We start from the raw sequence: 19,656 nt of genomic DNA on the forward strand, positions 1-19,656 counted from the left end.
GGAGTTCCCCACAATGCAACGCCCCCGGCGTGGCGGCGCTCCCGGCGTACGGGACAATGGTGCACGTGACTCGGATCGTGATCATCGGTGGCGGACCCGGCGGATATGAGGCAGCCCTGGTGGCTGCTCAGCTCGGCGCGGAGGTGACCGTTGTCGACCGCGACGGTCTCGGCGGATCGGCGGTGCTGACGGACTGTGTGCCGTCGAAGACCCTGATCGCGACGGCGGAGGTGATGACCACCTTCGACGGCTCGTACGAAGAGCTGGGCATCATGGTCAACGACGGCGAGGGCGATGCCGCCCAGGTCGTCGGTGTCGACCTCGGGAAGGTCAACCGGCGCGTCAAGCGCCTGGCGATCGCCCAGTCGCACGACATCACCCAGTCGGTCACCCGGGCCGGGGTCACCGTGCTGCGCGGCAAGGGCCGGCTCGGCGGCGGTGGACAGGCGGTGGACGGCTCCCGCGAGGTCCTGGTCGACGCCCCCGACGGCACCGTCGAGTCGCTGCGCGCCGACGCCGTGCTGATCGCCACCGGCGCCCACCCCCGTGAGGTGCCGGACGCCCAGCCGGACGGCGAGCGCATCCTCACCTGGACGCAGGTCTACGACCTGGACGAGCTGCCGCGCGAGCTGATCGTGGTCGGCTCCGGCGTGACCGGCGCCGAGTTCGCCGGTGCGTACCAGGCGCTCGGCTCCAAGGTGACGCTGGTGTCCAGCCGCGACCGGGTGCTGCCCGGTGAGGACCCGGACGCCGCCGAGGTGCTGGAGGAGGTCTTCCGCCGCCGCGGCATGAACGTCATGGGCCGCTCGCGCGCCGAGGGCGCCAAGGTCGTCGGAGACCACGTCGAGGTGACGCTCGCGGACGGGCAGGTCATCAAGGGCACGCACTGCCTGATGGCCGTCGGCTCGATCCCGAACACCGCCGACATGGGCCTGGAGGAGGCCGGGGTCAAGCTCAACGACTGGGGCCAGATCCAGGTCGACCGGGTCTCGCGCACCAGCGCCCCCGGCGTGTACGCCGCCGGTGACTGCACGGGCGTCTTCATGCTCGCCTCGGTCGCCGCGATGCAGGGCCGGATCGCGATGTACCACGCGCTCGGCGACGCGGTGCAGCCGCTCAACCTGAAGACCGTCTCCTCCAACGTCTTCACCGACCCCGAGATCGCCACCGTCGGCTACACCTCGGCCGACGTCTCCTGCGGGAAGATGGACGCCGTCGAGGTGAAGCTCCCGCTGCGCGGCAACCCGCGCGCCAAGATGCAGGGCATCCGGGACGGCTTCGTGAAGCTGTTCTGCCGGCCGGGCACCGGGATCGTCGTCGGCGGCGTCGTGGTCGCCCCGCGCGCCAGCGAACTCATCCATTCGATCTCGCTGGCCGTGGACAACAACTTGACGGTCGAACAGGTGGCCAGCGCGTTCACCGTCTACCCGTCGCTCTCCGGCTCCACCGCCGAGGCGGCCCGCCAGCTCCACATCCGCAAGCGCGAGGATGCCGACTCCTGAGCTGCTGAGGTGAGTTGAGGCGGTCGCCGACGGCGGCCGCCTCTGCCGTTCCCCGAGGGGCTCACCCGGGCAGCCGAGCGCGGCCCCGCTTGCTGACGGCGCGTATTGTACGGTCGCACGCTGGTCCGAGGTGAGCATTTCCCGTTACCAGCTGCAAACGCCTGAAAGCAGACGGTCATTCAGGTTACCGTCGGTTCTGTGTTTGCAGCAGAACGTCGCCAGTTGATCCTCGAAATGGTGCGCGCCAACGGAGCAGTGTCGCTCCGCGAGTTGGCCCGTGTCGTCCAGACCTCCGAAGTCACCGTACGCCGAGACGTCCGGGCCCTGGAGGCCGAAGGGCTGCTCGACCGCCGGCACGGCGGCGCGGTGCTCCCCGGCGGCTTCAGCCGGGAGCCGGGCTACCCGCAGAAGACCCACCTCGCCGCCGCCGAGAAGAGCGCGATCGCCGATCTCGCCGCCGGTCTGGTGGAGGAGGGCGACGCCGTGGTCGTCGGCGCCGGCACCACCACCCAGGAGTTGGCCCGCCGTCTCGCCCGCATCCCCGGGCTGACGGTCGTCACCAACTCGCTGCTCGTCGCCCAGGCACTGGCGCACGCCAACCGGGTGGAGGTGGTGATGACGGGCGGCACCCTGCGCGGGTCCAACTACGCGCTGGTCGGCAGCGGTGCGGAGCAGTCGCTGCACGGGCTGCGGGTCTCCAAGGCGTTCATCTCCGGCAGCGGGCTGACGGCCGAGCGCGGGCTCTCCACCACCAACATGCTCTCCGCGAGCGTGGACCGAGCACTGGTGCAGTCGGCCTCCGAGGTCATCGTCCTCGCCGACCACACCAAGCTCGGCGCGGACACCATGTTCCAGACCGTCCCCACCGAGGCGATCACCCGCCTGGTGACGGACGAGCACGCGGCCTCGGAGGACCCGACCGCCCGCGAACTCGACGCCCTCGCCGACTGCGGCGTCCAGATCGCCGTCGCCTCCCTCGGCCTCGCGGCCGAACCCGCCGCCCACCCCCCGCAGCTCCCCCCGAGCTCCGCCGTCCCCCCACGCCGCCCCGTCGGCGCCCCCCTCCCCAACCAGCGCCGCCCCGGCCAACTCCCCCCGGCCCGCCTCGCCGAACGAGTCCGGTAAGCACCGCCAGGGGCGCGGGGCCCCCTTTTTGATCAACTGCGCGCGCGAAAACGGAAGATCGCGTGCCGTCCGGCGTAGCGGACAGCAAGAGGCACCCCGCTGCGCAGTCGGCTTCGGGGTGCCTCTTGTTCAGATCTGAAGGACGTCAGTCCTTGATCTCGCAGAGCGCCGCGCCGCTGCTCACGCTGCCGCCGACCTCGGCCTTGAGGCCGACGATCGTGCCGGCCTTGTGGGCGTTGAGGGGCTGCTCCATCTTCATCGCCTCCAGGACGACGATCAGCTCGCCCTCGGCGACGACCTGGCCCTCCTCGACGGCGACCTTGACGATGGTGCCCTGCATCGGCGAGGCGAGGGTGTCACCGCTGACGGCCGAACCGGCCTTCTTGGTGCCGACCCGCCGCTTGGCCTTCGCACCGGCCGCCGCGCCCGGCGCTGCCGCCGTGCCGACGCCCAGCGAGGACGGCAGCGAGACCTCGATCCGCTTGCCACCGACCTCGACGACGACGGTCTCGCGCTGGTCGGCCTCCTCCGCGTCGCCGCCCGCGCCCGAGAAGGCGGGGATGGTGTTGTCGAAGTCGGTCTCGATCCAGCGGGTGTAGACCGTGAACGGGCCCTCGCCGCCGGTCAGCTCCGGCGCGAACGCCGGGTCCGTGACGACCGCCTGGTGGAACGGGATGGCCGTGGCCATGCCCTCGACCTTGAACTCCGCCAGCGCACGCGCGGCGCGCTGGAGCGCCTGCTTGCGGGTGGCGCCGGTGACGATCAGCTTGGCGAGCAGCGAGTCCCAGGCCGGGCCGATGACCGAGCCGGACTCGACGCCCGCGTCGAGGCGGACACCCGGGCCCGACGGCGGCGCGAACAGCGTCACCGTGCCGGGGGCCGGGAGGAAGCCGCGACCCGGGTCCTCGCCGTTGATACGGAACTCGATCGAGTGACCGCGCACCTCGGGGTCGTCGTACCCCAGGGCCTCGCCGTCGGCGATCCGGAACATCTCGCGGACGAGGTCGAGCCCGGTGACCTCCTCGGAGACCGGGTGCTCGACCTGGAGGCGGGTGTTGACCTCCAGGAAGGAGATCAGCCCGTCCTGGGAGACCAGGAACTCGCAGGTACCGGCGCCGACATAGCCCGCCTCGCGGAGGATCGCCTTGGACGCGCGGTAGAGCTCCGCGTTCTGCTCGTCGGTGAGGAACGGCGCGGGGGCCTCCTCGACCAGCTTCTGGTGGCGGCGCTGCAGCGAGCAGTCGCGCGTCGAGACGACCACGACGTTGCCGTGGCTGTCGGCCAGGCACTGGGTCTCGACGTGCCGGGGGTTGTCCAGGTACTGCTCGACGAAGCACTCGCCGCGCCCGAAGGCGGCGACGGCCTCGCGGACGGCCGACTCGAAGAGCTCGGGGATCTCCTCCATCGTGCGGGCGACCTTCAGGCCGCGACCGCCGCCGCCGAACGCCGCCTTGATGGCGACGGGCAGGCCGTGCTCCCGGGCGAACGCGAGCACCTCGTCCGGCCCGGCGACGGGCTCGGCCGTGCCGGCGACCAGCGGGGCACCGGCGCGCTGGGCGACGTGCCGCGCGGTGACCTTGTCACCGAGGTCACGGATGGCCTGCGGAGGCGGGCCGATCCAGGTCAGACCCGCGTCGAGGACGGCCTGGGCGAAGTCGGCGTTCTCCGACAGGAAGCCGTAGCCGGGGTGGACGGCGTCTGCTCCCGAGTCGGCTGCTGCCTTGAGCACCTTGGCGATGTCCAGGTAGCTGGTGCCGGGGGTGTCGCCGCCGAGCGCGTAAGCCTCGTCGGCCGCGCGGACGTGCAGCGCATCCCGGTCCGGCTCGGCGTAGACGGCGACGCTGGCGATACCGGCATCCGAGCAGGCTCGGGCGACGCGGACGGCGATTTCTCCGCGGTTGGCGATGAGCACCTTGCGCACTGTGGCTCCCTTCTTGAACCTCGTTGAGTCTAGGGATTGCGGGGTCTTACCGGCGAGTAGCCCCAGGTGGTGAGCTTGCCCACACGGAGCGTTACGCGAATGCGTGATCACCTGAGCACGGAGTGAGACGCTCCGCTGGTAGTAACGCTACGCGTGGCGGCAGTCGGCGGCTGGAGCCTGGCTTCAGCCGCCCGCGCCGCGCCGTGGCCTTCGCCACACGGGGCCCTCATGCGGCCACCGGGGTCGGTGTCGCGAGCGCCTTCGCGGTCACGTCCGAGGCTTCGATCACCACATCGGGGCCGTACGCCCCGGGGTTGACGACGCTCAGGATCAGCGCGAACGTGCCGTCCTTGCCGTACCGGCGGGCCAGCTCCCGATGGTGGGCCGTCAGGTAGCGCACGGCGGCGTGGTTGGAGACGGCGGTCTGCCCCGCGATCAGGAAGACCGGGCTGTCACCGCCGCCCGCGTGCAGCCGCGCCAGCAGGGCGTACGTCTGCCCGCCGGGCGCGGCGTGGCTGCCGCGCTCGTGGCGGAAGCGCTCGTCGCCGGCCGTGATGGTCAGGTCGGCCGCAGGGTCGGTGCTCGACGCGGTGAAGGATATGCCCGGCAGCCAGCTGGCCAGGTGGGCCGCCGTCCGGACGTTGCTGGTGGGGCCGCCGAGGCAGAACTCCGCCTTGCGGCCCAGCCCTTGACGCACCTCGTCGTGCGCGACGATGTCGGCGCGCGCGTCGCACTCCTTGACCAGGGCGGCCAACTCCAGCAGCGCGTACACGTCGTTGCGCTGCACGCTCATCGAACTCGCCGCGCTGGCGTGCCGGTTGACCACGAGCAGGCACTCGGTGCCGCCGGGCATCCCGAAGAACTCCCGCACCCTGCCGAGCCGTCGGCGGCGGCGCAGGGTCTGGGCGAGCCAGCCCAGGCCGGCGCTGATCGCACTCGCGACCAACCCGAGCAGCACATTGAGCACACTGTCGGTCATCCCCGCTCCTCTCCACGTCGACGGCGGCGCCAGCCTATCGATCCGGCAGCCGGTCCGCGGTGGATCGGTACGACAGATGTACCGGCCCGGTTCTGTCCGGATCCGCACCGGAAATCGGTCAGGCCCAGAGGTCGGTGATCCGGATGCCGAGGTCGGCCAGCAGCCGCCGGAGCAGCGGCAGCGAGAGGCCGATGACGTTGCCCGGGTCGCCGTCGATGCCGTCGACGAACGGGGCCGAGCGGCCGTCGAGGGTGAACGCCCCTGCCACGTGCAGGGGTTCGCCGGAGGCGATGTACGCGGCCACCTCGTCGTCGTCGGGCGTGCCGAAGCGGACGGTGGTGGAGGCGGTGGCGGAGGTCTGCTTGCCGGTCGCGGTGTCGATCACGCAGTGGCCGGTCCGCAGCACGCCGTCGCGCCCGCGCATCGACCGCCAGCGCTCCAGCGCCTCGGCGGCGTCGGCGGGCTTCCCGAGGGCCAGCCCGTCGAGCTCCAGCACGGAGTCGCAGCCGATCACCAGCTCGCCGCCGGTGAGCCCGTCGGCGACCGCGCGCGCCTTGGCCTCGGCCAGCACCAGGGCCAGCTCGCCGGGGGTCGCGGCGGTCAGCGCGTCCTCGTCCACACCGCTCACGATCACCTGCGGGGCCAGCCCGGCCTGTCGCAGCAGCCCGAGCCGGGCGGGGGAGGCGGACGCGAGCACAACAGCACGACTGGTCATGGCCGTCAGCCTAACGACTGCCCGGACCGGGCCGGACCGGGCAGTCCCGGCAGTCCAGGCAGGGCGCCGGGCTCAGCGGAGCAGCAGCAGGACGGCCATCAGCAGCACCAGCCCCACGATCACCGGCACCGAGCGTCTGGAGGCGCGCCGCAGACGGCGGAGTTCGGGGGAGGGTTCGTCGGGGGGCGGGTCTGACCAGAGCACGGCTCCAGCCTCCGCCGGGGCCCGTGCGGTGCGCTTGAGTACGCGTACTCAAGTTCCGCAGGGGCCCCGGCGAGAGGTCAGCGCCAGGCGGCCCAGCCGGAGGTGCGCCAGGCGCTGGGGCCGGGCTGGGGGGTGGGAGCGAGCCTGCGGGCCCGGTCGTCCCACGCGGAGGCCGGGCCGTCCGCGCGGGCGGCCGCCTGGGCGGCGGCCTCCGCTGCGGCGGCCCGGACTGAGACCACCGCCAGGACGGTGGCCAGCTCCTCGGGGGTCGGCTGCCCGTGCAGGACCTGGATGGGGGGCATGTGCAGTACCTCTCCGACAGGGGTGGGACCTACAAGGGACCTGCATGGGACCTACAGGGGAATGTTGCCGTGCTTCTTCGGCGGCAGCACCTCGCGCTTGCCGCGCAGCGCCCGCAGCCCCCGGACGATGTGCCGCCGGGTCTCGCTCGGGGCGATGACGGCGTCCACGTACCCGCGCTCGGCCGCGAGGTAGGGGTTGAGCAGGGTGTCCTCGTACTCCGCGAGGAGCTCGGCGCGCTTGGCGGCAGTGTCCTCGGCGGACCCGGCAACCAGAGCGAGCTCCCGGCGGTAGACGATGTTGACGGCGCCCTGGGCGCCCATGACGGCGATCTGGGCGGTCGGCCAGGCGAGGTTGAGGTCGGCGCCGAGGTGCTTGGAGCCCATGACGTCGTACGCGCCGCCGAAGGCCTTCCGGGTGATGACGGTGATCAGCGGGACGGTGGCCTCGGCGTAGGCGTAGATCAGCTTGGCGCCGCGCCGGATGATGCCCTCGTGCTCCTGGCCGACGCCGGGCAGGAAGCCGGGGACGTCGACGAAGGTGATCACCGGGATGTTGAAGCTGTCGCAGGTGCGGACGAACCGCGCGGCCTTCTCGGAGGCGTTGATGTCCAGGCAGCCGGCCAGGTCCATCGGCTGGTTGCCGACGATGCCGACGGGGTGGCCCTCGACCCGGCCGAAGCCGGTGATGATGTTGCCCGCGTAGAGCGCCTGGGTCTCCAGGAACTCGCCGTCGTCGAGGACGTGCTCGATGACCTTGTGCATGTCGTACGGCTGGTTCGCCGAGTCGGGCACCAGGGTGTCGAGCTCGAGGTCCTCGTCGGTGACGGCGAGGTCGGCCTCCTCGGGGTAGGCCGGGGGGTCGCTCAGGTTGTTGGAGGGGAGGTACGAGAGCAGGTTCTTGACGTACTCGATCGCCTCCTTCTCGTCTGCCGCGAGGTGGTGCGCGTTGCCCGACTTGGTGTTGTGGGCGCGGGCGCCGCCCAGCTCCTCCATGCCGACGTCCTCACCGGTGACGGTCTTGATGACGTCCGGGCCGGTGATGAACATGTGCGAGGTCTGGTCGGCCATCACCACGAAGTCGGTGATCGCGGGGGAGTAGACCGCGCCGCCCGCGCAGGGGCCCATGATCAGCGAGATCTGCGGGATGACGCCGGAGGCGTGCACGTTGCGGCGGAAGATCTCGCCGTACAGGCCGAGCGAGACGACACCCTCCTGGATGCGGGCGCCGCCGGAGTCGTTGATGCCGATGACGGGGCAGCCCGTCTTCAGCGCGAAGTCCATCACCTTGACGATCTTCTCGCCGAAGACCTCGCCGAGGGAGCCGCCGAAGACGGTGAAGTCCTGCGCGAAGACGGCGACCTGACGGCCGTCCACGGTGCCGTAGCCGGTGACCACGCCGTCGCCGTACGGCCGGTTGGCGGCCTGGCCGAAGTTGGTCGAGCGGTGCCGGGCGAACTCGTCGAACTCGACGAAGGAGTCATCGTCCAGCAGCTCGGCCACGCGCTCACGGGCGGTCAGCTTGCCCTTGGCGTGCTGCTTCTCGACGGCTGCGGCGGAGCCGGAGTGCACGGCCGCGTCGAGCCTGCGCCGGAGGTCGGCCAGCTTGCCTGCGGTGGTGTGCGGGTCGTACGACGCCTCGGTCATCCGGTGGCTCTCCCTGATCCATGGGCCGCGACCTGTTCAGAACTCTGCTTGAGGGCAGGGCGGCGCTACGAACTACCGCTGAGTAGCGTAGCCAGCGCGGAGCCCTAGCGGTTATGGCCAGCGACACAGTGTGTTAACCAGCGTTCCTGCGGCACTATAGGGCAGCCTGCGACCATCTCCGGCCCGTCCCCCGCCGTCGGCCCGTCCTCCGCCGGGCTGTCGCCCTGCTGGACTGTCGATCTGCTGGACTGTGGATCTGCCGGGCTGACGCTCCGTCGGTACGCTGGCCAGGTGACCGAGCCGAACTCCCCCCGCCGCAGCGGCCTGCGTGGCCTCGGCCATGACGGGCCCTCCCCCTGGACCGACCTCGACCGGCCCCCGCTGGACGCGGCCCGGCTGGCCCGCGACCTGGTCGTGCCGGGCGGCCTCTGGACCTCCGTCGAGGTCGTGCCCGAGACGGGCTCCACCAACACCGACCTCGCCACCCGCGCCAAGGCGGGCGCCGCCCAGGGCGCCGTGCTGATCGCCGAGGAGCAGACCGCAGGGCGCGGCCGCCTGGAGCGGCAGTGGCAGGCCCCCGCCCGCTCCGGCCTCTTCCTCTCGCTGCTGCTGCGGCCAGGGGAGGGGCCGCGCGAAGCGCGTCAGGCGAAGGGTGGCGGTGGGCGACGGGAGGGCGTGCCGGTCGAGCGGTACGGCTGGCTGCCGATCCTGGTCGGCGTCGCCGCCGCCTCGGCGCTCGGCCGGGTCGCCGAGACGGAGGTCGGCCTGAAGTGGCCCAACGACCTCCAGACCGAGACCGACGGGGTCGAACGCAAGCTCGGCGGCATCCTCACCGAACTCAGCGGCGGCGCCGTGATCGCGGGCCTCGGCATCAACGTCTCGCTCCGCGAGTCCGAGCTGCCCGTCCCGACCGCCACCTCGCTCGCCCTGGCCGGCGCCGCCGTCACCGACCGTGACACCCTCCTGCGCGCCCTGCTGCGCTCCTTCGGCGAGCTCTACACCGAGTGGGTCGCGGCCGCCGGTGACCCGCACGCGAGCGGCCTGCTGCCCGCCTACGCCGCCCGCTGCACCACCCTCGGCCGCCAGGTCAGGGTCCTCCTCCCCGGCGACCGTGAACTGACCGGCGAGGCCGTCGCCGTCGACGGCGACGGCCGCCTCGTCGTCCGCACCCCCGACGGCACCCGGCACCCCGTCGCAGCGGGCGACGTCGTGCACGTACGGCCGGAAGGCTCCTGAGGTCGACCGGCAAATGGGCGACTGAGGAGAAGTCGTCCGGGCGAGAGCCATCGGCACGCGACGCCACCCCCCATCCGCCGGTCGGTCTGACCCCGGCCGTTCCGTCCGGATGCCCCGGATCGCGCGATTCCGTGCGAACATTCCACCTGGCAGCGGTGTGAGGCGCGCCACTACCCGAGCGGTGGTCGGGCGCCCTGGGACAGGCAGGACATGAGGCAAGTGCGGCGACCGCACGGGGATGGGCCGGTGGCAGACGAAGGTGGGCACGACGGTGAGGCGGAGCCGGCGGAGGACCAGACGGTCGCGCTGGATCTGGAACGGCTGATCCTCGACGCGCCCCGCCGGTACACGCCGTACCAGGCGGCCCGCGCCGCCGGGGTGCCGATGGAGCTGGCGACGCGGTTCTGGCGGGCGATGGGCTTCCCGGACATCGGGCAGTCGCGGGCCCTCACGGACGGGGACGTGATCGCGCTCCGCCGCCTCGCGGGGCTGGTGGAGTCGGGGCTGCTCAGCGAGTCGATGGCGATCCAGGTCGCCCGGTCGACCGGGCAGACCACCGCCCGGCTCGCGGGCTGGCAGATGGACACCTTCCTCGACAACCTCACGCAGTCCGTCGAACCCGGGCTGACCAGGGCCGAGGTGGCGTACCCGCTGGTCGAGCTGCTGCTCCCGGAGCTGGAGCAGTTCCTGGTGTACGTCTGGCGCCGCCAGCTGGCCGCCGTCACCGGGCGGGTGGTGCAGGCGGCCGAGGACGCCGAGATCACCAGCGGCCGCCTCGCCGTGGGCTTCGCCGACCTGGTCGGCTTCACCCGGCTCTCCCGGCGGCTGGAGGAGGAGGAGCTCGGCGAGCTGGTCGAGAGCTTCGAGAACACCTGCTCCGACCTGATCGCCGGCTACGGCGGCCGGGTCGTCAAGACGCTCGGCGACGAGATCCTCTTCGTCTCGGAGGACCCGGCGACCGCCGCCGAGATCGCGCTCAGCCTGGTGGAGACGCTCGCCAAGGAGGACTCCATCCCCGAGCTGCGGGTCGGGATGGCCTTCGGCGCCGTCACCTCGCGGATGGGCGACGTCTTCGGCACCACGGTGAACCTCGCCAGCCGGCTCACCTCGATCGCGCCCAAGGACGCCGTGCTGATCGACGGGGACTTCGCCACCGCGCTCGAGCAGAACGGCACCGTGGCACCCGCGCTCGACGCCCCGGCCGATCCGGAGCACCGCTTCCACCTCCAGCCGATGTGGCGGCGCCCCGTCCGGGGCCTCGGCCTGGTCGAGCCGTGGCTGCTCTCCCGCAGCGGCCACAGGGTGTCATGACACCCTCGAAATCCCTACTTGACAAATAGGGCAATCCCTCACCAAACAGCCATAATCTTGGTCCAGGATGGACAGTCCAACCTACGGGTGGCCGATCTGCGGAGGACCGACTCGCGGACGACCACCCACGGACGAAGAGGGCACCCCCGTGAGCGGTGAGGCGACCATGACGGACAGCGTGCACGTGCCGTCGGCGACGGACCTGCGGCTGCAGGCGGTGGTCGAACTGGCCCAGGACATGGCCGCCGCCGTGACACCGCTGGAGGCCGTCCGCGCCGCCGCCGTCCGCGCCACCTCCGCCCTCTCCGCGACGATGGCCGCCGTCTCGGTCTGGGACCGCGAATCCGGCCGGCTCCGGGTGCTCGTCAACTTCGGCGACCTCGCGGCGGGCGAGGAGGAGCTGCCGCTCGACGAGTCGTACCCCGTCGCGGACTTCCCCGAGATCGTGACGTACCTGGAGGAGCACTGGACGACCCGGCGACTCCCGCGCGCCTGGGTGCAGACCGCCGAGGACGGCTCTCCGGACGCCCCCCACGCGCACCCGGGCGCCGGCGCGTTCTGCCAGCAGCGCGCCGCCGGGCTGCGCCGACGCGGGCGTGAGTGCTGCCTGGTCGCGCCGATCGTGCTGCACGGCCAGGCCTGGGGCGAGCTCTACCTGGCCCGGACGATCGGTCTGCCGGTCTTCACCGAGGCGGACGCCGACTACGCCACGCTGCTCGCCGCCCAGATCTCCGCCGGGCTGGCCCAGACCGAGCGGCTCGCCGACCTGCGGCGGTTGGCCTTCACCGACCCGCTCACCGGCCTCGCCAACCGGCGCTCGGTCGACGCCCGGCTGGAGAGCGCACTGGCGGCCCACAACCGGGACAACACCGTCGTCAGCCTGGTCGTCTGCGACGTGAACGGGCTCAAGCGGGTCAACGACGAACTCGGCCACGAGGTCGGCGACCGGCTGCTGGAGCGGTTCGCCCACCAGCTCTCGCTGGCCGCCGCGAAGCTGCCCGGCAGCCTCGCGGCCCGGCTCGGCGGCGACGAGTTCTGCCTGCTGGCGGAGGGGCAGAAGGCGGACGAGGTGGTCGCCGTGGCCGAGGAGCTCTGCGCACGGGCGCTGGCGCTGGCCGACGGCGAGGGCGTCGCCTGCGGTCTCGCCTCGACCGGCGACGCGATCGGGCCCGTCACCACCCCGGACCGGCTGTTCCGGCTCGCCGACGCCGCCCAGTACCGCGCCAAGGCCGCCCGCTCCGCGCACCCCGTGGTGGCCGGCCGCAGCCACGGCCCCGGCTTCGCGCCCGACCCGACCGTCCTGCTCGCCGACTCGGCCGACCCGCACCACCGCACCGACGCCCGGGTCCGCCCCGGCCGGGCGGGCACCGGCGACCGCCGCCGCTTCCGGGGCGCCGCCCACAGCGCCGACCCGGGCCAGCTGCTCACCGTCGTGCTGGCCGCGATGGACCGCAGCAGCGCCACCCGGTCCAGCCACCCGGCCGACACCCTCGACCGGCTGGTGACGGTCGCCGAGTCGGCCGCCCGCCTGCTGGACGCCGTCGGCTGGTGGGTCAGCTACGTGCCGCCGGGCTCCCAGCTGATGCGCACCGCCCAGCACGCCGTCTACCGGATGACCAGCGGCCCGAGCAGCACCGGCGCCGAGACCCAGCGCGCCCAGATCGAGGCCCCCGACGCCGTCTTCGACCTCGGCCACTACCCGCAGACCCGCCGCGCCGTCCGGGGCGGGGCCTTCTCACTGCGCGCCGGAGCCGCGGGCAACGACCCGGCCGAGGAGGCCATGATGGTCGTCAGCGGCTACCGCGGCATGGTCGCGGCAGGCGGCGGCAACGCCGCCGGCGGCTGGCTGCTGGAACTCTTCGCCGACGATGCGACCCTCCCCTTCGGCCAGGTCGCCTCCGCCCTCCGCGCCCTGGTCGCCGTAGCCCTCTCCGGCCCGGCCTCGCCGCCCCCGCCCTGAGACCGGCCGGCCTGTTCACCCGTTCCGTCGCGTGGGACAGTGGCGCCGTCGCGGGCCGTGGGGGTCCGAGCGGGAACGGGAGTCGGCAGTGCACAGACGTCTGGCGGGGGCGGCCCTCGCCTTGGCACTCGCGGTGGGCGGCACGGCCACGGCCATGAGCACCGCGGCCGCCGCGCAGACCCGTACGGCGGCGGGCCCGAGCGCCGCGCCGGTGCGGGATTCGGTGCGGGAGGCGGCCTTCGTCGAGAAGTCGAAGAGCAAGAGCAAGAGCCGGTCGCACAGCAGCGGAACGGGCAGCAGCAGCACCACCCGGCACGGGAGTACGAGCACCGGGGGAGTCCGGGGTGTCGTCAGCAGGTTCGTCGGCTGGGTCGTCGGGCTGCTCGTCCTCCTGCTGCTACTGGTCGTGCTCGTCGTGGTGCTGGTGGTCCGCCGGGTGCGCCGACGCTGACCCCTGGGCGGCCACCCGGTCGGGGCGGGTGTAGACGTTGGCCGAGCGGCCGCGCAGGAAGCCGACCAGGGTGAGGCCGAGCTCCTCGGCGAGGTCGGCCGCGAGCGAGGACGGCGCGGAGACGGCGGCCAGCAGGGGTATGCCCGCGAGGGCGGCCTTCTGGGTCAGCTCGAAGGAGGCCCGGCCGCTGACCAGGAGCAGGTGGCCGGTGAGCGGGAGCAGGCCCTCCCGCAGGGCCCAGCCGACGACCTTGTCGACGGCGTTGTGGCGGCCGACGTCCTCGCGGGCGCAGAGGAGTTCGCCGGTGGGGGAGAAGAGCCCGGCCGCGTGCAGGCCGCCGGTGGAGTCGAAGGTGCGCTGGGCGGCCCGGAGCCGCTCGGGCAGCGCGTACAGCAGCTCGGGGGTGACACGCAGCGGGTCCGCGCCGACGGGCCAGCGGACGTGGGTGCGGACGGCCTCGACGGTGTCGCGGCCGCAGAGGCCGCAGGCGCTGGTGGTGAGCAGGTTCCGGTGGGCGGAGAGCGGCAGCGCGCCGGAGCCGCGCAGGGTCGCGTCGACCACGTTGTAGGTGTTGGCGCCGTCGGCGTCCGTCCCGGCGCAGTAGCGCAGGGCGGCCAGCCCGGCGGCCTCGTGCACCAGGCCCTCGCCGACCAGGAAGCCCGCGACGAGGTCGAAGTCGTGCCCCGGGGTCCGCATGGTGACGGTCAGCGGTTCGCCGCCGACCCTGATCTCCAACGGCTCCTCGGCCGCGAGCGAGTCCGGCCGTGCCGTGCTCGCATGCCCGTCCAGCCGTACGACCCGCCGCCGCGCTGTCGCCCGCGCCATCGGTCACTCCTTCGGTTCAGCCGTGTACGTCACCCAGCCTGCGGCACCACCCCCCACCTCGCGTAATCCGCCCTGCGGGAGGGGTGGGCACACGCCACGCTGGTCCCGGCAGCCCCATTTCTTCGGTGGGCCGGTTGTCATATCTTCATTCACCTGGTGAGATGTTGTATATGGATATGCACAGTGCTGTGGCCCACGACGCGCCGCTCGTCCAGGTCGGCAAGGCCGATGTGAGCGCCGAGGACGTCATCGCGGTCGCTCGTGGCAACGCCCGGGTCGAGATCGGCCCCGACGCCCTCGCCGAGATGGCGACCGCCCGCGCCAGGATCGAGGCCCTCGCGGCCGAGCCCCGCCCCGTCTACGGCGTCTCCACCGGTTTCGGTGCCCTCGCCGTCCGCCACATCAGCCCCGAGCTGCGCGCCCAGCTCCAGCGCTCGCTGGTCCGCTCGCACGCCGCCGGCATGGGCCCGGTGGTCGAGCGCGAGGTCGTCCGCGCGCTGATGTTCCTGCGGATGAAGACCCTGGCCTCCGGCCGCACCGGCGTCCGCCCGCTGGTCGCCCAGACGATGGCCGCCGTGCTCAACGCCGGCATCACCCCCGTCGTCCGCGAGTTCGGCTCGCTCGGCTGCTCCGGCGACCTCGCGCCGCTCTCGCACTGCGCACTCGCCCTGATGGGCGAGGGCACCGCCTTCGGCCCGGACGGCACCGAGCGCCCGGCCGGCGAGCTGCTCGCCGAGGCCGGGATCACGCCGGTCGAGCTGCTGGAGAAGGAGGGCCTGGCCCTCATCAACGGCACCGACGGCATGCTCGGCATGCTGGTGATGGCGATCGCCGACCTCAACCGCCTCTTCACCACCGCCGACATCACCGCCGCGATGTCGCTGGAGGCCCTGCTCGGCACCGACAAGGTGCTCGCCCCCGAGCTGCACTCCGCGATCCGCCCGCACCCGGGCCAGGCGCTCTCCGCCGCCAACATGCTGGCCGTCCTCAGCGGCTCCGCCCTGACCGGGCACCACCAGGACGACAAGCCGCGCGTCCAGGACGCCTACTCCATCCGCTGCGCCCCGCAGGTCGCGGGCGCGGGCCGTGACACCATCGCGCACGCCGCGCTGGTCGCCTCCCGCGAGCTGGCCGCCTCGGTCGACAACCCCGTCGTGCTCCCGGACGGCCGGGTCGAGTCGAACGGCAACTTCCACGGCGCCCCGGTCGCGTACGTGCTGGACTTCCTCGCGATCGCCGCCGCCGACCTCGGCTCGATCTCGGAGCGCCGCACCGACCGGCTGCTCGACAAGGCCCGCTCGCACGGCCTGCCGGCCTTCCTGGCCGACGACCCGGGCGTCGACTCCGGTCTGATGATCGCGCAGTACACCCAGGCCGCCCTGGTCAGCGAGAACAAGCGCCTCGCCGTCCCGGCCTCGGTCGACTCGATCCCGTCCTCCGCGATGCAGGAGGACCACGTGTCGATGGGCTGGTCCGCCGCCCGCAAGCTGCGCCAGGCGGTGGAGAACCTGGGCCGCATCCTCGCCGTCGAGCTGACCGCCTCGGCCCGCGCGCTGGAGATCCGCATCGACAACGGCAGCGGCCCGCTGGCCCCCGCCACCGCCGCCGCCGTGGCCGCCGCCCGCGTGGCCGGTGTCGAGGGCCCCGGCCGCGACCGCTTCCTCTCGCCGGATCTGGAGGCCGCCGCCGCGCTGGTCGCCTCCGGCGAGCTGGTCCGCGCCGTCGAGCAGGTCACCGGCCCGCTGGCCTGACGCCCGCAGGCCCGGGGCGGGTGCGGCTCAGGCCCACTCGCTCCGGGCGGCGGTCCGCCGGTCGATGCGCCGGTCGGCGATCGCGGCGGAGACGTTGACCCCGACGATCCCCGCCCAGCAGACCACCAGCCCGGAGAGCCCGGCGACACCGGCCGCGATACCGGTGAGCGGGATGCCCATCACCAGCGACAGCACCTGGATCTTGAAGTGCGAGCCGGCCTTGGCAGCCGGTGCGGCAGCGGGTGCGGCGGGCGGCTGGGCGGCACGGGCCTCCAGCCTGGCGAGGAAGGAGTCGATGATCGCCGACTCGTACTCGCTCCCGAGCTCCTTGCGGGTCTGCACTGCGGCGTCGAGATCGCGGCGCAGGTCGTCCTGGCGGGTGTCCATGGGCCCATGTTCCTCACCCCCGCGACCGCCGGTCCACCGCCGGGCCGCCTTCTCAGGGACAAATCAGGGACCACCCGGAGCCGTTCCGGGGTCCTCCCGCGTTCTCACCGTACGGAACACCATTGCCCGGCCGCCGGGGTTGCTGCACGCTGCTGACCACGCGTTCGCGCGCCGGGGAGCCACCGCCAGGCACCGGAGATCCACCGCACCGAGGAGAGACCGATGACTGTCACGGACGAGACCGGTACCGTCGGCCCCTCCGCCCGGCTGCTGCAGCTCTTCGAGGGGCACCGGCTCACGCCCACCCAGCGGCGGATCGCCCACTCGCTCGTCCGGCACGCCACCGAGGCGCCCTTCCTCTCCTCCGTCGAGGTCGCCGAACTGGCCGGCGTCAGCCAGCCCTCCGTCACCCGCTTCGCCGTCGCCCTCGGCTTCGACGGCTACCCCGCCCTGCGGCGGCAGCTGCGCGAGCTCGGCGCGGGCGAGCAGACCGCCCCCGAATCGCCCTCCGACGTCGTCCGCAACGAGCACCAGCAGGCCGTCCTCGCCGAGATCGCCCACCTGCGGCACCTCGCCGAGCTGCTCGCCGACCCGGAGCCGATCGTCCGCGCGGCCAGACTGCTCGCCGCCTCCCGCCCGCTGCCGGTGCTCGGCCTGCGAGCCGCCTCCGCCCAGGCCCGGGGCTTCGCGTACTTCGCCGCCAAGGTGCACCCCGACATCCGGCTGCTCGACGAGGGCGGCAGCATGCTCGCCGACCGGCTGGAGCAGGCCGCCGCCGCCGGGGCGACCGCGCTGCTCTGCTTCGCGCTGCCGCGCTACCCCCGCGAGCTGATGGACGCGATGGCGGTGGCCCGGGACTGCGGGCTGACCATCCTGACGGTCGCCGACAGTGCCTTCGCGCCGGTCGCCAAGCTCTCCGACCTGCTGCTGCCCGCCGCCGTCGGCACCGGCCTGGTCTTCGACACCGCCTGCGCGCCGATGATGCTCGGCCGGGTGCTGCTCCAGACCATGTGCGACGAGATCCCCGGCGCCGAGGCCCGGCTGGAGGCCATCGAGCAGTCGGCCGCCGCGCGGGGGCTCTTCCAGGAGTGACCCCGGGCCGGGGGCCGCCGGCTGCGTGAAGTTCCCCGGAAGCGGGAATCCCCAGGTTGGGTCTCGGTGGCGGGGCCGGACGGGGGTGTCCGTGATGCGTGTGATCCACGAGATGAAGCTCACCGGCCGACTCGCCTCGGGGGCCGACGAGTGGTCGTGTCCGACCTGCGGGCGGCGGATCGCGCTGCGCCGTCCGCCCGACCCGCAGCTGACCGTCCTGGAGCCCGGCGACGAGAGCGCGGTGCACGTCGGCCTGATCGAGCCGAACCCGGCGGCCGCAGCAGCGGCGGAGAAGTACGGCCTGGGGCCCGTGCAGGAGATCCCCCGCCCGCCCCGCGCCCCCGAGCCCGCCACCCCCGCAGCTCCCGCGACGCCCGACGCCGACGACCGCCGCTGGCTCGAGGAGATCGGCATCGACTGGGACGGCGACGCGGCGGCATGAACGGGCAGTCGCCCGTTCTGCATGGAACTATTCAGTCCTGATCGGTTTGCCCACTAGGCGCCATCCGATTGTTTGGATATATTCAGACTGGTCAGGACTGAATGAATCTATGTGCAAGGAGGCCGGGAGCATGGTGCAGCAGCAGGTGGGCAGTGGTCCGCGCGAGGTGCGCGCGGCGCGCGGGACGAACCTGACCACGCAGGGTTGGCAGCAGGAGGCCGCTCTCCGGATGCTCATGAACAACCTCGACCCCGAGGTTGCCGAGCACCCCTCCAAGCTGGTCGTCTACGGCGGCACCGGCAAGGCGGCCCGCGACTGGCGCTCCTTCGACGCCATGGTCCGCACGCTGGAGACGCTCAAGCGGGACGAGACGATGCTCGTCCAGTCCGGCCGTCCGGTCGGCGTGATGCAGACACACGAGTGGGCGCCGCGCGTGCTGATCGCCAACTCCAACCTGGTCGGCGACTGGGCCAACTGGGAGGAGTTCCGGCGGCTGGAGAACCTCGGGCTCACCATGTACGGCCAGATGACCGCCGGGTCGTGGATCTACATCGGCACCCAGGGCATCCTCCAGGGCACGTACGAGACCTTCGGCGCGGTGGCCGCGAAGAAGTTCAACGACACCCTCGCGGGCACCATCACCCTCACCGCCGGTCTCGGCGGCATGGGTGGCGCCCAGCCGCTCGCCGTCACCATGAACGGCGGCGTGGCGATCTGCATCGACTGCGACCCGTCGCGCATCGCCCGCCGGATCGAGCACCGCTACCTGGACGTCGAGGCGACCAGCCTGGCCCACGCGCTGGAGCTCGCCACCGACGCCCGGGACAAGAAGCAGCCGCTCTCCATCGGCCTGCTGGGCAACGCCGCCGAGCTGTTCCCGCAGCTGCTCGCGATGGACGCCCCGATCGACATCGTCACCGACCAGACCAGCGCCCACGACCCGCTGGCGTACCTGCCGATCGGCGTCGACTTCGACGACATGGCCGACTACGCGGCCGCGAAGCCGGCCGAGTTCACCGTGCGCTCGCGCGAGTCGATGGCCAAGCACGTCGAGGCCATGGTCGGCTTCATGGACCGTGGCGCCGAGGTCTTCGACTACGGCAACTCGATCCGTGGCGAGGCCCAGCTCGCGGGCTACGACCGCGCGTTCGCCTTCCCCGGCTTCGTCCCGGCGTACATCCGGCCGCTGTTCTGCGAGGGCAAGGGCCCCTTCCGCTGGGCCGCGCTCTCCGGTGACCCGCAGGACATCTACAAGACCGACAAGGCCGTCCTCGACCTCTTCCCCGAGAACGAGTCGCTGCACCGCTGGATCAAGATGGCCCAGGAGAAGGTGCACTTCCAGGGCCTCCCGGCGCGCATCTGCTGGCTCGGCTACGGCGAGCGCGACAAGGCCGGCGAGCGCTTCAACGACATGGTCGCCAGCGGCGAGCTCTCCGCGCCGATCGTGATCGGCCGCGACCACCTCGACTGCGGCTCGGTGGCCTCCCCCTACCGCGAGACCGAGGCCATGCTGGACGGCTCCGACGCGATCGCCGACTGGCCGCTGATCAACGCCATGGTCAACGTCGCCTCCGGCGCCTCCTGGGTCTCGATCCACCACGGCGGCGGCGTCGGCATCGGCCGCTCGATCCACGCCGGGCAGGTCACGGTCGCCGACGGCACCGCGCTCGCGGGCGAGAAGATCCGCCGCGTGCTCACCAACGACCCCGGCATGGGCGTCATCCGCCACGTCGACGCCGGCTACGACCGCGCGGTCGAGGTCGCGGACGAGCGTGGTGTGCGCATCCCCATGGGTGAGCTGTGACGTTC

The 19,656-nt window shown here is 72.8% G+C and carries 17 protein-coding genes and 1 pseudogene; 10 read left to right on the forward strand and 8 right to left on the reverse strand.

What is annotated here, in order from left to right:
* The first annotated feature begins 56 nt into the window (after nucleotides 1-56).
* The gene (locus tag ACR68M_RS21800; protein ID WP_441245786.1) at nucleotides 57-1,502 is read left to right on the forward strand and encodes an NAD(P)H-quinone dehydrogenase; all 1,446 of its coding nucleotides are present in this window, start codon (nucleotides 57-59) and stop codon (nucleotides 1,500-1,502) included.
* 234 nt (nucleotides 1,503-1,736) lie between these two features.
* Nucleotides 1,737-2,627, forward strand: a complete 891-nt coding sequence (locus ACR68M_RS21805) for a DeoR/GlpR family DNA-binding transcription regulator (RefSeq protein ID WP_441251678.1) — start codon at nucleotides 1,737-1,739, stop codon at nucleotides 2,625-2,627.
* A 145-nt stretch (nucleotides 2,628-2,772) separates the two neighbouring features.
* Here ACR68M_RS21805 and ACR68M_RS21810 read toward each other — a convergent pair whose 3' ends face one another.
* The 6 genes from ACR68M_RS21810 to ACR68M_RS21835 all read right to left on the reverse strand — a co-directional run bounded on the left by ACR68M_RS21810 (nucleotide 2,773) and on the right by ACR68M_RS21835 (nucleotide 8,392).
* A complete protein-coding gene (locus tag ACR68M_RS21810; protein ID WP_441245787.1) occupies nucleotides 2,773-4,548 on the reverse strand; it encodes an acetyl/propionyl/methylcrotonyl-CoA carboxylase subunit alpha in 1,776 nt (591 codons plus the stop codon).
* A gap of 226 nt (nucleotides 4,549-4,774) precedes the next feature.
* Nucleotides 4,775-5,527, reverse strand: coding sequence for a hypothetical protein (locus tag ACR68M_RS21815; protein ID WP_441245788.1), 753 nt, complete (start codon nucleotides 5,525-5,527; stop codon nucleotides 4,775-4,777).
* Nucleotides 5,528-5,645: 118 nt separating this feature from the next.
* Nucleotides 5,646-6,242, reverse strand: coding sequence for a Maf family protein (locus tag ACR68M_RS21820; protein WP_441245789.1), 597 nt, complete (start codon nucleotides 6,240-6,242; stop codon nucleotides 5,646-5,648).
* Between the two features lie 72 nt (nucleotides 6,243-6,314).
* Nucleotides 6,315-6,446, reverse strand: a complete 132-nt coding sequence (gene mmpB, locus ACR68M_RS21825) for a morphogenic membrane protein MmpB (RefSeq protein ID WP_441245790.1) — start codon at nucleotides 6,444-6,446, stop codon at nucleotides 6,315-6,317.
* 77 nt (nucleotides 6,447-6,523) lie between these two features.
* Entirely contained in the window at nucleotides 6,524-6,748 is a 225-nt protein-coding gene (locus ACR68M_RS21830; protein ID WP_441245791.1) for an acyl-CoA carboxylase subunit epsilon, read from the reverse strand.
* Between the two features lie 51 nt (nucleotides 6,749-6,799).
* Nucleotides 6,800-8,392 (reverse strand): acyl-CoA carboxylase subunit beta, encoded by a 1,593-nt coding sequence (locus ACR68M_RS21835; protein ID WP_441245792.1) that lies wholly within the window; start codon nucleotides 8,390-8,392, stop codon nucleotides 6,800-6,802.
* A 291-nt stretch (nucleotides 8,393-8,683) separates the two neighbouring features.
* Between ACR68M_RS21835 and ACR68M_RS21840 the strand changes: the two genes are divergently transcribed.
* The 4 genes and pseudogenes from ACR68M_RS21840 to ACR68M_RS21855 all read left to right on the forward strand — a co-directional run bounded on the left by ACR68M_RS21840 (nucleotide 8,684) and on the right by ACR68M_RS21855 (nucleotide 13,350).
* Nucleotides 8,684-9,628, forward strand: coding sequence for a biotin--[acetyl-CoA-carboxylase] ligase (locus ACR68M_RS21840; RefSeq protein ID WP_441245793.1), 945 nt, complete (start codon nucleotides 8,684-8,686; stop codon nucleotides 9,626-9,628).
* Nucleotides 9,629-9,838: 210 nt separating this feature from the next.
* The gene (locus tag ACR68M_RS21845) at nucleotides 9,839-10,939 is read left to right on the forward strand and encodes an adenylate/guanylate cyclase domain-containing protein (protein ID WP_441245794.1); all 1,101 of its coding nucleotides are present in this window, start codon (nucleotides 9,839-9,841) and stop codon (nucleotides 10,937-10,939) included.
* A 166-nt stretch (nucleotides 10,940-11,105) separates the two neighbouring features.
* Nucleotides 11,106-12,332 (forward strand): annotated as a pseudogene (locus ACR68M_RS21850) (diguanylate cyclase domain-containing protein); the annotation flags it as partial.
* Nucleotides 12,333-12,987: 655 nt separating this feature from the next.
* A complete protein-coding gene (locus ACR68M_RS21855; RefSeq protein ID WP_441245795.1) occupies nucleotides 12,988-13,350 on the forward strand; it encodes a hypothetical protein in 363 nt (120 codons plus the stop codon).
* Here the strand turns inward: ACR68M_RS21855 and fdhD are convergent.
* On the reverse strand, nucleotides 13,297-14,175 hold the full coding sequence (fdhD, locus tag ACR68M_RS21860) for a formate dehydrogenase accessory sulfurtransferase FdhD (protein ID WP_441245796.1): 879 nt from the start codon (nucleotides 14,173-14,175) through the stop codon (nucleotides 13,297-13,299). The two genes, ACR68M_RS21855 and fdhD, sit on opposite strands and share 54 nt — an antisense overlap.
* Nucleotides 14,176-14,345: 170 nt before the next feature.
* Here fdhD and hutH point away from each other — a divergent pair, with 170 nt between their 5' ends.
* The gene (gene hutH, locus ACR68M_RS21865; RefSeq protein WP_441245797.1) at nucleotides 14,346-15,926 is read left to right on the forward strand and encodes a histidine ammonia-lyase; all 1,581 of its coding nucleotides are present in this window, start codon (nucleotides 14,346-14,348) and stop codon (nucleotides 15,924-15,926) included.
* Nucleotides 15,927-15,953: 27 nt separating this feature from the next.
* Here the strand turns inward: hutH and ACR68M_RS21870 are convergent, their stop codons facing one another.
* The gene (locus tag ACR68M_RS21870; RefSeq protein ID WP_441245798.1) at nucleotides 15,954-16,313 is read right to left on the reverse strand and encodes a hypothetical protein; all 360 of its coding nucleotides are present in this window, start codon (nucleotides 16,311-16,313) and stop codon (nucleotides 15,954-15,956) included.
* 222 nt (nucleotides 16,314-16,535) lie between these two features.
* On the opposite strand from ACR68M_RS21870, the gene ACR68M_RS21875 reads away from it, so the two are divergent.
* The 3 genes from ACR68M_RS21875 (at nucleotide 16,536) to hutU (ending at nucleotide 19,651) form a co-directional block, all read left to right on the forward strand.
* Nucleotides 16,536-17,405 carry a MurR/RpiR family transcriptional regulator gene (locus tag ACR68M_RS21875; RefSeq protein ID WP_441245799.1) on the forward strand — a complete coding sequence of 290 codons (870 nt, stop codon included), beginning with the start codon at nucleotides 16,536-16,538 and terminating at the stop codon, nucleotides 17,403-17,405.
* A 94-nt stretch (nucleotides 17,406-17,499) separates the two neighbouring features.
* On the forward strand, nucleotides 17,500-17,847 hold the full coding sequence (locus tag ACR68M_RS21880; protein ID WP_441245800.1) for a hypothetical protein: 348 nt from the start codon (nucleotides 17,500-17,502) through the stop codon (nucleotides 17,845-17,847).
* 130 nt (nucleotides 17,848-17,977) lie between these two features.
* Complete coding sequence (hutU, locus tag ACR68M_RS21885) at nucleotides 17,978-19,651, forward strand: urocanate hydratase (protein ID WP_441245801.1); 1,674 nt, start codon at nucleotides 17,978-17,980, stop codon at nucleotides 19,649-19,651.
* Nucleotides 19,652-19,656 lie beyond the last annotated feature (5 nt).

The organism is Kitasatospora sp. McL0602, assembly GCF_052076145.1.
Taxonomy (GTDB): domain Bacteria; phylum Actinomycetota; class Actinomycetes; order Streptomycetales; family Streptomycetaceae; genus Kitasatospora.

Bases quoted from the DNA above. Each gene is read 5' to 3' on its own strand.
- hutH (WP_441245797.1), top strand. From the start codon at position 14,346: ATGGATATGCACAGTGCTGTGGCCCACGACGCGCCGCTCGTCCAGGTC.
- ACR68M_RS21845 (WP_441245794.1), top strand. From the start codon at position 9,839: ATGAGGCAAGTGCGGCGACCGCACGGGGATGGGCCGGTGGCAGACGAA.
- ACR68M_RS21800 (WP_441245786.1), top strand. From the start codon at position 57: ATGGTGCACGTGACTCGGATCGTGATCATCGGTGGCGGACCCGGCGGA.
- ACR68M_RS21870 (WP_441245798.1), bottom strand. From the start codon at position 16,313: ATGGACACCCGCCAGGACGACCTGCGCCGCGATCTCGACGCCGCAGTG.
- ACR68M_RS21875 (WP_441245799.1), top strand. From the start codon at position 16,536: ATGACTGTCACGGACGAGACCGGTACCGTCGGCCCCTCCGCCCGGCTG.
- ACR68M_RS21880 (WP_441245800.1), top strand. From the start codon at position 17,500: ATGCGTGTGATCCACGAGATGAAGCTCACCGGCCGACTCGCCTCGGGG.
- fdhD (WP_441245796.1), bottom strand. From the start codon at position 14,175: ATGGCGCGGGCGACAGCGCGGCGGCGGGTCGTACGGCTGGACGGGCAT.
- ACR68M_RS21805 (WP_441251678.1), top strand. From the start codon at position 1,737: ATGGTGCGCGCCAACGGAGCAGTGTCGCTCCGCGAGTTGGCCCGTGTC.
- ACR68M_RS21815 (WP_441245788.1), bottom strand. From the start codon at position 5,527: ATGACCGACAGTGTGCTCAATGTGCTGCTCGGGTTGGTCGCGAGTGCG.
- hutU (WP_441245801.1), top strand. From the start codon at position 17,978: ATGGTGCAGCAGCAGGTGGGCAGTGGTCCGCGCGAGGTGCGCGCGGCG.
- ACR68M_RS21830 (WP_441245791.1), bottom strand. From the start codon at position 6,748: ATGCCCCCCATCCAGGTCCTGCACGGGCAGCCGACCCCCGAGGAGCTG.
- ACR68M_RS21835 (WP_441245792.1), bottom strand. From the start codon at position 8,392: ATGACCGAGGCGTCGTACGACCCGCACACCACCGCAGGCAAGCTGGCC.
- ACR68M_RS21820 (WP_441245789.1), bottom strand. From the start codon at position 6,242: ATGACCAGTCGTGCTGTTGTGCTCGCGTCCGCCTCCCCCGCCCGGCTC.